At 66.7% G+C, this 14,439-nt stretch carries 14 protein-coding genes; 5 read left to right on the top strand and 9 right to left on the bottom strand.

Annotated features, from left to right (window positions below):
• The first annotated feature begins 55 nt into the window (after positions 1-55).
• Positions 56-706: an alpha/beta hydrolase gene (locus QE389_RS01920; RefSeq protein ID WP_307364125.1), complete on the top strand. Its 651-nt coding sequence runs from the start codon at positions 56-58 to the stop codon at positions 704-706.
• A 63-nt stretch (positions 707-769) separates the two neighbouring features.
• Here QE389_RS01920 and QE389_RS01915 read toward each other — a convergent pair whose 3' ends face one another.
• The 7 genes from QE389_RS01915 to QE389_RS01885 form a co-directional block, all read right to left on the bottom strand.
• A complete protein-coding gene (locus tag QE389_RS01915; protein WP_307364123.1) occupies positions 770-1,732 on the bottom strand; it encodes a DMT family transporter in 963 nt (320 codons plus the stop codon).
• Positions 1,733-1,801: 69 nt separating this feature from the next.
• Positions 1,802-3,388, bottom strand: a complete 1,587-nt coding sequence (gene ahpF / locus QE389_RS01910; protein ID WP_307364121.1) for an alkyl hydroperoxide reductase subunit F — start codon at positions 3,386-3,388, stop codon at positions 1,802-1,804.
• 128 nt (positions 3,389-3,516) lie between these two features.
• Positions 3,517-4,080, bottom strand: coding sequence for an alkyl hydroperoxide reductase subunit C (gene ahpC / locus QE389_RS01905; protein WP_307364119.1), 564 nt, complete (start codon positions 4,078-4,080; stop codon positions 3,517-3,519).
• Positions 4,081-4,195: 115 nt separating this feature from the next.
• Complete coding sequence (locus tag QE389_RS01900; protein ID WP_307364117.1) at positions 4,196-4,537, bottom strand: hypothetical protein; 342 nt, start codon at positions 4,535-4,537, stop codon at positions 4,196-4,198.
• A gap of 28 nt (positions 4,538-4,565) precedes the next feature.
• Positions 4,566-5,768, bottom strand: a complete 1,203-nt coding sequence (locus tag QE389_RS01895; protein ID WP_307364115.1) for a DUF1343 domain-containing protein — start codon at positions 5,766-5,768, stop codon at positions 4,566-4,568.
• Positions 5,765-6,271, bottom strand: coding sequence for a DOMON-like domain-containing protein (locus QE389_RS01890; RefSeq protein ID WP_307364113.1), 507 nt, complete (start codon positions 6,269-6,271; stop codon positions 5,765-5,767). Before QE389_RS01890 ends, QE389_RS01895 begins: the two co-directional genes overlap by 4 nt.
• Before the next feature lie 30 nt (positions 6,272-6,301).
• Positions 6,302-6,964: a DUF2306 domain-containing protein gene (locus QE389_RS01885; protein WP_307364111.1), complete on the bottom strand. Its 663-nt coding sequence runs from the start codon at positions 6,962-6,964 to the stop codon at positions 6,302-6,304.
• Between QE389_RS01885 and QE389_RS01880 the strand changes: the two genes are divergently transcribed.
• The 4 genes from QE389_RS01880 (at position 6,963) to QE389_RS01865 (ending at position 10,655) form a co-directional block, all read left to right on the top strand.
• Complete coding sequence (locus QE389_RS01880) at positions 6,963-7,844, top strand: LytTR family DNA-binding domain-containing protein (protein WP_307364109.1); 882 nt, start codon at positions 6,963-6,965, stop codon at positions 7,842-7,844. The genes QE389_RS01885 and QE389_RS01880 overlap by 2 nt on opposite strands.
• Positions 7,845-8,156: 312 nt before the next feature.
• On the top strand, positions 8,157-9,410 hold the full coding sequence (gene tyrS / locus QE389_RS01875) for a tyrosine--tRNA ligase (protein WP_307364107.1): 1,254 nt from the start codon (positions 8,157-8,159) through the stop codon (positions 9,408-9,410).
• 128 nt (positions 9,411-9,538) lie between these two features.
• A complete protein-coding gene (locus QE389_RS01870; protein WP_307364105.1) occupies positions 9,539-10,003 on the top strand; it encodes a peroxiredoxin in 465 nt (154 codons plus the stop codon).
• Positions 10,004-10,115: 112 nt separating this feature from the next.
• On the top strand, positions 10,116-10,655 hold the full coding sequence (locus QE389_RS01865; RefSeq protein ID WP_307364103.1) for a polymer-forming cytoskeletal protein: 540 nt from the start codon (positions 10,116-10,118) through the stop codon (positions 10,653-10,655).
• Positions 10,656-10,746: 91 nt separating this feature from the next.
• Here QE389_RS01865 and prfB read toward each other — a convergent pair.
• Positions 10,747-11,869, bottom strand: a protein-coding gene (gene prfB, locus QE389_RS01860; protein ID WP_307364101.1) for a peptide chain release factor 2 whose coding sequence is annotated in 2 segments (ribosomal slippage) — positions 10,747-11,799 and positions 11,801-11,869 — 1,122 coding nt in all. Because the reading frame shifts where the segments join, the coding sequence is not laid out codon by codon here.
• A 120-nt stretch (positions 11,870-11,989) separates the two neighbouring features.
• The gene (locus QE389_RS01855; RefSeq protein WP_373458283.1) at positions 11,990-14,401 is read right to left on the bottom strand and encodes a penicillin-binding protein 1A; all 2,412 of its coding nucleotides are present in this window, start codon (positions 14,399-14,401) and stop codon (positions 11,990-11,992) included.
• Positions 14,402-14,439: the final 38 nt, after the last annotated feature.

Raw genomic sequence — 14,439 nt, 5'->3', positions numbered from 1 at the left:
TTAGTCAAGTATTACGCAGCCGCGAAATGACAGTTGAACGGATTCCAGAGCCCCAATGCCTGAAGTCATCCTGCCCGGCGCCTCCGGCCGCATCGAAGGCCGCTATTCCTCCGGCAAGCGTCCGAACGCCCCCATCGCCCTGATCTTGCACCCGCATCCCAAGGCGGGCGGCCATATGAACAATCCGGTCGCCGTCACCCTGCACCAGTTGTTCGTTCAACGCGGCTTCGCCACCCTGCGCTACAATTCGCGCGGCGTCGGCAAGTCGCAGGGCGAGTTCGACAGCGGCATCGGCGAATTGGCGGACGCCGCCACCGCTCTGGACTGGCTGCAGGCCAATAATCCCGGCGCCAGCCAGACCTGGGTCGCCGGCTATCAGTTCGGCGCCTATATCGGGATGCAGTTGCTGATGCGCCGGCCCGAGACGGACGGTTTCATCTCGGTGTCGCCGCCGTCGAACATGTACGACTTCAGCTTCCTGGCCCCCTGTCCGGCGTCCGGCCTGTTCCTGCACGGGACGGCCGACACGGTCGTTCCTCCGGTCGAGGTGGAGCGGGTCGTCAACAAGCTGCGCACCCAAAAGGGCATCGTCATCGACTATGAGCTGGAAGAGGGCGCCAGCCACTTCTGGCAGGACCACATCGACGCCGTCGACCGCCGCGTCGGCGCCTATCTGGACAAGCGCCTGGAGGAAAAGCCGGCCTGACGCCGCCTTTTCCGTCTCCTTTCCCGACGCCGCTTCAGCCCCACTGAGGCGGCGTTCCTCGTTTTAGTGCGGCGTCTCCTCGACGGCGTGCGCTACGCGATGGGCCCGCACGCACCAGACGACGCTGACGATCATCAGGACGATGGCGACGATCTCGATCATCGCCGGGGCGCGTCGTTCCAGGATGTAGCCGTACAGGAAGGCGAACACCGTCTCGAACACGATCATCTGGCCGAGCATGGTCAGGGGCAGCCGTCGACTGGCCTGGTTCCACAAGGCGTTGCCGACAATGGAGGCCAGCAGCGCCACGCCCAGGCACACGCCCGTCAGTTTCACCCACGCCGGCCCGTCCAAAGGCGTGGAAGTCATCAGGGCGGGAATCGCCAACACAAGGGCCAACCCGCCCGTCACCACGCCGGTCAACAGGGACCAGTCGTGCGGCGACACCGCGGTCAGTCGCGCCATCCAGCGGCTGTTGCCCACGGCATAGGCCGTCCAGGACACCAAGGCGCCGAACGCGCAGGCCAGGCCGATCAGGGCCTGCGCACCCGTCTGACCGCTCGCCTCGCCCTGTCCTTGCGCCAGGGCGCGCCAACCGATCAGCCCCACCGCCAGGGCCGCCAGAAGGATGGGCGGCGCGGCCCGCGACACGGGCGGCCGGTTCCGGTCCCGCAACCCCCATAGGGCCACCACCACGGGCACCATGCCCACGATCAGGGCCGAGGCGGCCACGCCGGCCAGATGCACGGCAACGACCAGAAAGGCGAAATAGACCAGATTGCCCGCCAGGCTCAGCCATATCAGGGCCCGCCAAGCCCGCACATCGATCAAGGGCGCCAGCCGACGCCAGCGTGGTGCGATCAGCACGGCGGCGATCAGGCCATAGGCCAGGTAACGGCCAGCGGTCAGCAGCAGCGGCGACGCCTCCGGCGACAGCTTGGGCGCCAGAAAGACCAGCCCCCACATCGCGCCCGCGCCCAGTCCGGCCGCCACGCCCCACAGCCGCTCGCGGGATGTCGCCGCCATATCGTACTCCTTCGAACCGCGTCGCGCTTACACGGTTCGAAGGGCTGCGAACACCTTCCCTCCAGAAGCTCAGGCGGCCTCGACCGCCTCTTCGGCCGGAACGGTGCGGATCATATAGTCGAAGGCCGACAAACCTGCCTTGGAGCCCTCGCCCATGGCGATGACGATCTGCTTGTAGGGCACGGTCGTCACGTCGCCCGCGGCGAAGACGCCGGGCTGCGAGGTCTCGCCGCGGTGATCCACCTCGATCTCGCCGCGCGGAGTCAGGCCGACTGCGCCGTGCAGCCATTCGGTGTTCGGAACCAGACCGATCTGGACGAAGATTCCCTCCAGATCGACATCGTGCTGAGCGTCCGAATTGCGGTCCTTATAGACCAGACCCGTCACCTTCTCGCCGTCGCCGCGCACCTCGGTCGTCAGGGCCGAGGTGACGATCCGCACGTTCGGCAGGGTCGCCAGCTTCCTTTGCAGCACCGCATCGGCCCGCAATTCGCTGTCGTATTCGATCAGGGTCACATGGGCGACGATGCCCGCCAGGTCGATGGCCGCCTCGACACCCGAGTTGCCGCCGCCGATCACCGCCACCCGCTTGCCCTTGAACAGCGGCCCGTCGCAGTGCGGGCAATAGGCCACGCCCTTGTTCTTGTACTGGTCCTCGCCCGGCACGTTCATCTGACGCCAGCGCGCGCCGGTCGACAGGATCACCGTGCGCGACTTCAACGACGCGCCGTTCTCCAGAACCACCTCATGCAGGCCGCCGGAAACCTTGGCCGGGATCAGTTTCGCCGCCTTGTTCAGGTTCATGATGTCCACCTCGTATTCGCGGACATGCTGCTCCAGATGGGCGGCCAGTTTCGGCCCTTCGGTATGGGGTACCGAGATGAAGTTCTCGATGGCCATGGTGTCCAGCACCTGGCCGCCGAATCGCTCGGCCACCACCCCGGTGCGGATTCCCTTGCGGGCGGTGTAGATGGCCGCCGCCGCGCCGGCCGGGCCGCCGCCGACCACCAGCACGTCGAACGGCGCCTTGGCCTTGATCTTCTCGGCGGCCTTGGCCTCGGCGCCGGTGTCGATCTTGGCGACGATCTGCTCCAGCTCCATCCGGCCCTGACCGAACAGTTCGCCGTTCAGGAAGACCGTCGGCACGGCCATGATCTTGCGCTCATCCACCTCGTCCTTGAACAGGCCGCCCTCGATGGCGACGTGCTTGATGCGCGGATTGATCACGCTCATCAGGTTCAGAGCCTGCACCACGTCGGGGCAGTTCTGGCACGACAGCGAGAAATAGGTCTCGAACAGATAGTCGCCGTCCAGGTCCTTGACCTGCTGGATCACCTCCTGCGCCGCCTTAGACGGATGGCCGCCGACGTGCAGCAGGGCCAGCACCAGGGAGGTGAACTCGTGCCCCAGCGGAATGCCCGCGAACCGCACGCCGATGTCGGTGCCTTTGCGCCGGATCAGGAAGCTGGGCTGGCGGACGTCGTCGAAGTCGCGGCCCATTTCGACCTTGCCGTGCGAGACCGAAACGATGTCCTCCAGCAGGGCCTTCAGTTCCTGCGACTTCGGTCCGGCGCCCAGCGAGGCGACCAGTTCTACCGGATGGACGATATTCTTCAGATAGCCTTCGAGCTGCGATTTCAGATTGGCGTCCAGCATGGGGCAGTCCTCGAATTTCAGGGTGGCGCGCCGCCTTCCAGCCGATCCAGGCGAGGCTTGCGCGATGGCGTCCGGCCTTGCGGCCGGGGCGGGTCCGACCCGAAGGCCGGACCCGATAGGCTTCGGTCTTAGATCTTGCCGACGAGGTCGAGCGACGGGGCCAGGGTGGCTTCGCCCTCTTCCCACTTGGCCGGGCAGACTTCGCCAGGGTGGGCGGCGACATACTGGGCGGCCTTGACCTTGCGCAGCAGTTCGGTCGCGTTGCGGCCGACGCCTTCCGAAGTGATCTCCATGAACTGGATCACGCCTTCCGGATCGACCAGGAAGGTCGCACGGTCGGCCAGGCCGACGCCCGGACGCATGACGTCGAAGTTGTTGGTGATCAAGCCCGACTGATCGCCGACCATATAGTAGTTGATCTTGCCGATGGCGGGCGAGGAATCATGCCAAGCCTTGTGGCTGAAGTGAGTATCGGTGGACACCGAATAGACCTCGACGTTCAGGTCCTTCAGCGTGGGATAGATGCCGGCCAGGTCTTCCAGCTCGGTCGGGCACACGAAGGTGAAGTCGGCCGGATAGAAGAAGAAGATCGCCCACTTGCCCTTAACGTCGGCGTCGGAAATGTCGACGAACTTGCCTTCCTTGTAGGCCGTGGCCGTGAAGGGCTTGATGGTCGTGTTGATGAGGGCCATGCGCAAATCCATTCGCTGGGTGGGTGGGAGGCCCCTTCCCTACCGCATTGCGCAAAATAAGACTAATCACTTATTTGCAGATGCGTGATAGATTTTGTTTATGTGCAGAGCGGTGTCACGGCGTCATCCCCGGCACGGCGCCGGCCTGGATCGCTTCCTGGATGCAGGCGGTCCGCTCTTCGTCGAAACGGGCCGGCGCCTCTGTCCGGCGGCGAGAGACGGCGGCCTCGACCGCTTGGGTGCGTTCCGTCTTCAACTGCTCGTCCGTCAGCCTGTCGCTCCACCAGTCACGGATGAACCAGCTTGGCCCAGCGACCCGTCCCGCCTCCTTGTAGGCGTCCGCGATCAGCAGCATGACGTGGGCGCGGCACAGCTCGGCCTTCTGCATATCGGACGGGTACGGCGTGACCGGAAGTCCAGACAAGGCCACAAGCGGGGCCAGCAGCAGCGAAAGCATCGGCGTCACTCCTTCGCGGAACGCATCCTCAATACAGCAGGAACGGCCGCCGCGTCTCCTCCCACGCCGCTTCGTCCGGCTTGGTCGTCGCATCCAGGTCGGCGGGCTTAGCGGCGGGATCGTCCACCCATTCGCGCAAGCCCGGCCCCCCGTTGATCACGTCGATGGGCAGCTTGCCGAACGCATACTCATACGGAAAATCCCGCCACAGATCGTAATCGGGGTACAGTCGGCGGATCGCCTTGAACCCCAGGGCCTGCACCCGCCACGGCCTGAACGCCGCGTGATCGTAGGCCGGCAGGTCCACATGGATCTGCACGCCGTGGCACAGCTTGCCGACGTGCTTATGGAAGGTCGGCTCGAACCACATGTCCCGCAGGATGCAGCCTGTCAGCCAATCCGGCGCCAAGGCGCGCATCTCGGCGATCACCCCCCGGGCGTCGATGTCCGGCGCCCCGAACAACTCCAGCGGCCGCGTCGTGCCCCGCCCTTCCGACAGGGTCGCCCCCTCCAGCATCACCGTCCCGGCATAGGCCCGCGCCATCGACAGGTTCGGCGCATTCGGGCTGGGATTGACCCATGACCGTTCGCCCAGCGGCCAGCCGAAGCCCGGCCCCTGTTCCGGCGCCCAGCCCTGCATCTCGATCACCCTGTATTCGACGTCCAGCTTGAACTGATCGATGAACCACAGACCCAGTTCGCCCATCGTCATCCCGTGCCGCATCGGCATCGGCCCGGCCCCGACGAAGCTCTCGTATCCGGGCCGCAGCGTCAGCCCCTCGACCGGCCGTCCCGCCGGATTGGGCCGGTCCAGCACCCACACCGTCTTGCCGTGTTTCGCCGCCGCCTCCAGCACATAGAGCAGGGTCGTGACATAGGTGTAGATGCGACACCCCAGGTCCTGCAGGTCGATCAGGACGACGTCGAACGTCTCCATCCATTCGTCCCGGGGCCGCCGCACCTCGCCGTACAGGCTGAAGACCGGGATGCCATGCACCGGATCGCGATAGTCCGGGCTCTCCATCATATTGTCCTGCAGATCGCCCTTCATCCCGTGCTGCGGCCCAAAGGCGGCGCTCAACGCGATCTCGGGACAGGCGGCCAGCGCATCCACCGCATGGCTCAGATCCTTCGTCACCGAGGCCGGATGCGCCAGCAAGGCCACACGCCGCCCCTTCAACGGCGCCCTAAGCGCACCATCGGACAGCAGGCGGTCGAGACCGAAGTTCATGGCAGTTCCAGCGCGAAGGAGTCGGGATGATGAAAGTCCGGCTTATCCGAAGGATGCGCCAGCGCCCAATAGGCGATCGCCCCGTCCACACCCTGGATCACCGCCGCCAGCCCCGTGGCCGCGCCCGCATCCTCCGGCAAGATCACGTCCGCCGTCAGCACGAACCGACCGGCGGCCATCCGCGTCACGATGAAGGGCGCCGGCATCTCCAGCGCCCGCATCCCCTCGCGATAGCCGTCGAACCGATAGGCCGCCCACGCCCCCGACGGCGACAGATTGTATTCGACATAGCCGCCCGCCGTCCGCACGAACACCTCGAAACAGGTCGCCTGCCACAGGCCGTCTGTCCGCACCCGCTGCGCCGGCGGGGGTTGCATCACCCGCTCGACCGGCCCGGCCAGCACATATTCCAGGCTCAGCACGCCCCCCGCCCGCCGCGCCTCGACCTCCAGCGTCAGTCCGCCAGGCAGCGACGTCGGGTGCGGGATCAGGGGCAAACGCATCCCGCCTTCGTATCGCACCCCAGGGGCGCGTCAACGCTGGCGGTCGAGCACCGAGGGCGTTCCTGCAGCCTTGCGGCGTCTCAGCCATATCTCCGCCGCGATCAGGTTGGGAACCCAGCACAGGAACGCGATGGCGCGATACCAGGGCAGGAACGGCAGCCCGAACACCATGACCAGCGGCAGATAGAGCCTCAGGGTGAGGGCGGCCAGGGTCAGGGCCCACGACCGGATCATCCAACGCCTATGGTCGACGAACCGTCCCTGCACCGCGGCGCGCCAGCCCAAGCCTGTCGTCACGATCCAGAGGATCGCCAACCCGCCGAATCCGACGGAGGCGATCGGTCCCGCAAACGACCCCGGCGTCAGAACCAGACCGCCGGTCCCGCCCACCAGACAGCCCGCCACATAGACCCGTCCGATCCACCGATGCGGCGGCCCGGCGCCGCGACGCAGGGCGGGCAGGAACTGCAGCGACCCGACGACCAGCGCCGTCACCGCTCCGGCGATATGAACGACCAGCCACGGAACCCCCATCGGATTGCCCAACGCCTGGGCCGGCGTCTTCGGCGGGCTTACGAGATAGCGGGCGGAATAGGCGGCGACGCCCAAACAAAGCAGGGTCAGCAACAGCCAGCTGACACGGGCGGGCCATGCGATCCGGCGACCGGGCGGCGTTGCGTTGGACAGGGACATGAAGGTTCTCGTCGGCTGTTTCGCCGAACGCCATTGCCTCGGCAAACACGGCTCGCTAGGCCCTGCTTCGCGAACGGCGCCAGGGCTGCGTGAACGGGACGACATGGACGGCAAGGCCACCGCGCTGCTGGAAACGACGACCGCCCGCCGCTGGGCGACCGACATCGTGATCCTGGTCGCCATCGGCCTGCTGATGGGGTTCCTCGGACCGTTCTCGTCCGAGCACGTGCCCATCGTGTGTCGCTACATCTACTGGATGATCTGCATGGTCGGCGGCGGCCTGATCGGCATCGCGGCCGACGAGGGCCTCAGCCGCCGCATCCCGACCCCGTGGATACGGACGTTGGTCGTCTCGGTGCTGATGACCCCGCTCGTGACCCTGCACGTCTTCTGGACCGAGCGTTGGATGTTCAGCAGCACCTCCGGATGGCCAGCCTATCTGCGTCTTTCCTGGCAGGTCTTTCCCATCCTGCTGGCCGTCATGTGGGTCCGCGCCCTGGTCTGGCGGCGCCCCCACACACGAATCGAGACCCGCACCGTCATCGCCGCTCCCCTGCCCCAGGCCGAGGCCGCCTTTCGGCGTCGTTTATCGGCCAAACGACGCGGCGCACGTCTGATCGCGGTCGAGGCGCACGACCATTATCTGAAGGTCCACACCGACGCCGGCGCCGAACTGATCACCCTGCGCTTCGCCGACGCCCTGGCCGAACTGGCGCAGGCCCACGGCTGGCGCGTCCATCGCTCATGGTGGGTGGCGGCCGATGCGGTTCAGAGCGTGCGCTGGCGGCGCGGCGTGGGCGAATTGCACCTGCTCGGCGACGTGAAGGCGCCCGTCAGCCGAACCTATGCGGCGGTTCTGCGCGAAGCCGGCTGGTCCTAACCGCCCCGGCCATCGTATTTCCGTGCGACATATCCCGGCGAAACAAGGCATTGAGGCGAGGCAGCGGCGCCTAGCCTACCGCCCATCCGAACGGCCCTATAATGGTCGTCGCCATGCTCGAACGGACCGCCACCCAATTGCACTGTCTTGCACTTGCACCCGTTTTCGCGGTGCAGTGCAATTTCGCCGTGACCGACTTTGAGACGAATTAGACATTAGACGGTGTTTCGCCCGACCGTCTGAACCCCCCGCCCCACCTCGGACCAGCAAAGGGAAGACGCCCGTCGGCATCTTTGCTAACGGAGCTTCGCCATGACCGAACACGCCTTCAAATCCGATTTCCTCCGCACCCTGCAGGCGCGCGGCTATATCCATCAGATCACCCATCCCGTCGAACTGGACGAGGCGGCGGCGTCGGGCGTGGTTGCGGCCTATATCGGGTTCGACGCCACGGCGCCCTCGCTGCACGTCGGCAGCCTGATCCAGATCATGATGCTGCGCCGCCTTCAGCAGGCGGGCGGCAAGCCCATCGTCCTGATGGGCGGCGGCACCACCAAGGTCGGCGACCCGACCGGCAAAGACGCCTCTCGCCCCCAACTGACGCAGGACACGATCCAGGCCAACATCGACTCGATCCAGACGGTCTTCGCCAAATTCCTGACCTTCGGCGATGGGCCGACCGATGCGGTGATGGTCAATAACGACGACTGGCTGTCAGGCTATGGCTACATCCAGTTCCTGCGTGACTTCGGCACCCATTTCACCGTGAACCGGATGCTGAGCTTCGACTCGGTCAAGCTGCGTCTGGAGCGGGAGCAGCCGATGACCTTCCTCGAATTCAACTACATGCTGATGCAGTCGGTGGACTTCCTGGAGCTGAACCGCAGCCAGGGCGTGACGCTTCAGATGGGCGGATCGGACCAGTGGGGCAACATCACCTCGGGCGTCGATCTGGTGCGCCGGGTGGATCAAAAGGCCGCCTTCGGCCTGACCACCCCGCTGCTGACCACGGCTTCGGGCGGCAAGATGGGCAAGACCGCCCAGGGCGCCGTCTGGCTGAACGCCGAACAGTTGTCGCCCTATGACTACTGGCAGTTCTGGCGCAACGCCGAGGACGCGGACGTCGGCCGCTTCATGCGCCTGTTCACCGATCTGCCGCTGGAACAGATCGCCGAATACGAGGCCCTGGATGGCGCCGCCATCAACGACGCCAAGAAGGCTCTGGCCGACGCGGCGACCGCCCTGCTGCACGGCCCCGAAGAAGCCGCCAAGGCGCGCGCCGCCGCCGAAACCGCCTTCGAAAAGGGTCAGGTCTCGGCCGACCTCCCCACCGTCGAACTACCCGCGACCGAGGTTTACGGCGCCATGATCGCCGCCGTCGTGACCAAGGCCGGCCTGACCGCTTCCAACGGGGAGGCCCGTCGTCTGGCCCAGGGCGGGGGCCTGCGCCTGAACGACGTCGCCATATCCGACGGCGCCCAGTTGCTGACCGAGGCCGATCTGAAGGACGGCTTGATCAAACTGGCGGCGGGCAAGAAGAAGATCGTACTGGTTCGCCCCGCCTAACCCCGCTCCATCACCCTCGGACTTGATCCGAGCCGGGCTTTCCGCCGCTCATGCGGACAGGCGACGCAAAATCTGACCATCCTCAAATCTTCGGGTCGCGCCCGAGGACGACGATAGGAATAGCACCCATGCCCGCTGCCGAAGGCCGCACCGCCCCCGCCCTGGAGTTGCCGACCGACAGCGGCGGCCACGTCTCCCTGGCCGCCCTGAGGGGCCAGCCTGTCGTCGTCTATTTTTATCCGAAGGACGACACGACCGGCTGCACGCGCGAGGCCCAGGACTTCACGGCCCTGGCGGCCGACTTCGTCGCCCTGGGCGCCACGGTCGTCGGCGTGTCCAGGGACACGGTGAAGAAACACGACAGGTTCAAAGCCAAGTACGACCTAGCCGTCACCCTGGCCTCGGACGAGGACGGCGCCGCCTGCGAGGCCTGGGGCGTCTGGGTGGAGAAGACCCTGTATGGCCGCAAATACATGGGGATCGAACGCGCCACCTTTCTGATCGACGCGGAAGGTCGCGTGGCTCGCGTCTGGCGCAACGTGAAGGTCGCCGACCACGCCGCCGCCGTGCTGGAAGCCGTGAAGATTCTGTGATCATCGAGCGCGGTTCGCAAGCCGTGCTTGACCTGCGCCTCCAGCCCGAGCCTAGTGTCGTTCCGGGCAAATAGAGTTTGGCCGGCCTTGGCTGGCGGATGCGGAGCGCGCCATGTTCACCAAGAGCAGATCCCACGACACCGGCTCCCAGGGGCTGGGCATCCCGCCGGCGCCCGATCCGACACCGGCGCCCGGCTCGTCGCCGACGGATGCGGCGCGATCGATCGAACAGACGCGCCCGGCCGTCAGGTCCAGCAACCTGTCCACCCTGGCCGCCGGGGTGAAGTACGAGGGCAATATCTCGGGCGCAGGCGAGCTTCAGATCGACGGCTCGCTGAAGGGGGACGTCCGCGTCGCGCGCGTCGTCATCGGCGAAGGCGGAGCGGTCGAAGGCACGATCCATGCCGACGTGCTGGAGGTGCAGGGTCGCGTCACCGGCGCTATCGTCGCCAAACAGGTCAAGCTCTACGCCACCGCCCGCGTCGAGGGCGACATCACCCAGGAGCAGTTGGCCATCGAACAGGGCGCCTGGTTCCAGGGCCGCTGCAACCAGGCCAAGCGCGACACGCCGGGCGCCGCCGCCATGCTGAAAGCCCCCGCCCCCAAGCCCGAAAAGGCCGACAAGACCGAGGCGGCCAAGTCGCTGGCCTGAATCCTTGAAGCCCAAACAACGGGCTCAAGCAGGCCGAAGGCCGATAGCCAAACAAGAAAGAGGCGGTCCCGCCGGGGCCGCCTCCTTTTCGTCAGTCGACCGTCGAACCGCGCGTCTGGCCGACCCGCGCCGCCAGGGCCGCGCCCATGAACGGGTCCAGATCCCCGTCCAGCACCCCCTGGGTGTCCGAGGTCTCCACCTCGGTGCGCAAGTCCTTCACCATCTGATACGGCTGCAAGACGTAAGACCGGATCTGATGACCCCAGCCGATGTCGGTCTTGGCGTCGTTCAGCGCCTGGGCCGCGGCCTCCCGCTTCTGCAATTCCAGTTCGTACAGGCGCGCCCGCAGCATCTTCCAGGCCTGGTCGCGGTTCTGGTGCTGCGACCGTCCTGTCTGGCACGACACGACCGTATTGGTGGGGATGTGGGTCAGGCGCACCGCCGAGTCGGTCTTGTTGATGTGCTGACCGCCGGCGCCCGAGGCGCGGTAGGTGTCGGTGCGCACGTCCGAGGGGTTGATGTCGATCTCGATGGTGTCGTCCACCACCGGCGATACGCCGATGGAGGCGAAGCTGGTGTGGCGCTTGGCGGCCGCGTCATAGGGGCTGATGCGGACCAGACGGTGCACGCCCGATTCCGATTTCAGCCAGCCATAGGCGTTGGGTCCGCTGATCAGGACGGTGGCGGATTTGACCCCGGCCTGCTCGCCCTCTTCCTCGGCCTCGATCGTCACCTCATAGCCGTGCGCCTTGGCCCAGCGGGTGTACATCCGCAGCAGCATCCCGGCCCAGTCGTTCGACTCGGTGCCCCCGGCGCCGGAGTTGACTTCCAGATAGGCGTCGTTGGCGTCGGCCTCGCCGGACAGCAGGGCCTCCAGTTCGGCGCGGGCGGCCCGTTCCTTGATGGCGCGCAGGGATTCGCGCGCCTCTTCCAGGGCGGCCTCGTCGCCTTCCTCGTCCGCCATGTCGGCCAGCATGACCCCGTCTTCGAGGTCCCGCTCCATCTGTTTGACGGTGTTGATCTGGCCTTCCAGGCGCGAGCGATCGCGACTGACGGCCTGGGCCTCTTCGGGCCTGTCCCACAGGGTCGGATCCTCGACCCGGGCGTTCAGCTCATCGAGCTTTCGAATAGCGGCGTCCCAGTCAAAGACGCCTCCTGAGCAGAGCGACGCTCTGCTCGATGTCGGCCTTCATGGCCTCGACATCCGGTCTCATCGCAATCTCCAGCGACACAAAGCCCTCAAGCGGCGCGGCCCGCAGGTCGCGCGACAGGGCAAGGATAATGAAGAACGGCGCGCCACGAGGACGCGCCGTTCGATAGCCCTAACTAGAGCCTCAGTAGAGCCCGCTCAAGTCCTCGGCCGGCGCCTTCTTCGGCGGCGGCGGCGCGGCGGGGGCCGGACCGGCGGCCGGCGCGCCCGATGCGGCCTCCTGCTCGCGGCGGATCACGTCGTAGTAGTTCTGCGGTCCGACGGGACCGGCCGGCGCCTGAACGGGCGGCGGCGCCTGACGTTCGGTGCCGGGACGGAAAGCCTCCTCGATGCCGTTGACCATGCGGAAGACGGCGTTCTTGGGCCGCACGAAGGGCCGCGCGGGCCGTTCCTTCAGCGCCGACTGCATGAACTGGGTGAAGACCGGCACGGCGGCCGAGGCCCCCGCCTCCCCCGATCCCAGCGAGCGGTTGTCGTCGAAGCCAATGAAGACCCCCACGACGATGTCGGTCGTGAAGCCGACGAACCAGGCCGAACGGTATTCGTTGGTCGTGCCCGTCTTGCCCGCGACCCAGGGGCCCAGGCCGCGGGCGCTGGCGGCCGTGCCGCGCTGGATCACGCCTTCCAGCATGGAACTGATCTGATAGGCGGTGATGGGGTCGATGACCTGCGTGCCACGCGGTTGCAGCCGGGGCGATTCCTGACCCGAGAAGCCGCGCCCGCATTCCCGGCAACTGCGGTTGTCGGCGCGGAAGATGGTCTCTCCGTCCCGGTCCTGAACATAGTCGATCAGATAGGGGGTGACGCGACGGCCGCCGTTGGCGAAGGCGGCGTAGGCGGCGGTGATCTCCAGCGGCGTCACCTCGCCGGCGCCCAGCGACACCGACAGGTTCGGGGACAGGCCGGGAATGCCCATCTTGGCCGACAGATCGACGATCTTGGGCATGCCGACCGACGACGCTAGCCGCACGGTCATGACGTTGCGCGACAGTTCCAGCCCACGCCGCAGGGTTTGCGGCCCATAGTATTCCCGGCTGTAGTTTTCGGGCGTCCAGCGCTGGCCGTTCGGCCCGCCGGCGAAGCTGATGGGCGCATCCAACACGATCGAAGCCGGAGTGAAGTCGCCTTCCAGCGCCGTCGCATAGACGAAGGGCTTGAACGCCGAACCCGGTTGACGCCTGGCCTGGGTCGCGCGGTTGAAGCTGGACAGGGCGTAGGAATAGCCACCGACCATCGCCAGCACCCGCCCCGACTGCGGCTCCACCGCCACCAGGGCGCCGTTGACGCGCGGCACCTGCTTCAGGGCGTACTGCCCGCCGCGCGGCTCCACGAAGATCAGTTCGCCGCGCCGAAGCTGGCGGTTGGCGTTGGCCCAGGCGGCGTCGGCGGCCAGCAGGGCGCCGGTCTTGTCGTCCTTGGCGATGCGGACACGGACGGTGTTGCCGCTGACGCTCTCGATGGCGGCGGCTTCCCAGGTGCGGCGTTCGGGCGGCGCCTGTTCCTTCAGCGCCTGGGCCTGCCAGCCCTCGGCGAAGTCGGTCGTGCCCCAGCCCCCGCGCCAGCCGTGGCGACGATCATAGTTCTCCAGCCCCTGCATCAGGGCCTCGCGCGCCGCCGTTTGCAGCGTCGGGTCCAGGGTGGTGCGCATATAGAAGCCGCCGGCGCGCAACTGCTCGCCGATGTCCGGATTGGCCGCCGCCTGGCGACGCGCCTCCTCCACGAAGAAGTCGGCGTCCTTGTAGTCGGCGCGTTGCGGCGCGTCGCGCGTGACCAGCGGCCGGGCGCGCGCCTCGACCAGTTGTTCCGGCGTCAGCCAGCCGCTCTGCTCCATCTCGCCCAGCACCCAGTCGCGCCGGCCCTTGGCCGCGCCGGGGTGGCGTTTGGGATGATAGTTGTTCGGCCCCTTGGGCAGGGACGCCAGGAAGGCCGCCTCGTCCGGCGTCAGCTGAGCCAGCGACTTGCCGAAATAGTTGTAGGCCGCCGAGGCGATGCCGAACGAGCGATAGCCCAGGAAGATTTCATTCAGATACAGTTCCAGAATCTGCCGCTTGGACAGGGTCGCCTCCAGGCGATTGGCCAGGATGGCTTCCTTTAGCTTGCGGTTCAGGCTGGATTCGTTGGTCAGCAGGACGTTCTTGGCCACCTGCTGGGTGATGGTCGATCCGCCCTCCAGCCGCCGGCCGGCGGCGAAGTTGAAGACGTTCTTCAACGAGGCGCGCCCCAGGCCGCCCACGTCGATGCCGCCGTGCTGGAAGAAGTTGCGGTCTTCCGCCGCCAGGAAGGCGTGAATCACCGTCGTCGGAATCTGATCGTAGGAGACGTAGATGCGGCGCTCGTCGGAAAACTCGCCGATCAGGGTGCCGTCGCCCGCATACACCCGCGTGGCGGTCGGCGGGCGATAGTCGGCCAACTCGGACGCATCGGGCAGGTCGTGGAACAGCCACGCCGCATAGACGGCGACCACCAGCCCCGCCAGCGCGATACCGCCCAGCAGAACCATGCCCGCCCACACGAACCAGCGTTCGGCAATCTTCACTGCGTTCTCCGACGACACGCCCCGAACAGGTGCTTTAG

The sequence above is a fragment of the Brevundimonas sp. SORGH_AS_0993 genome, assembly GCF_030818545.1.
GTDB lineage: Bacteria > Pseudomonadota > Alphaproteobacteria > Caulobacterales > Caulobacteraceae > Brevundimonas.
The sequence above is the reverse complement of the archived record's forward strand: the minus strand, read 5'-3'. Positions and strand labels throughout refer to the sequence as shown.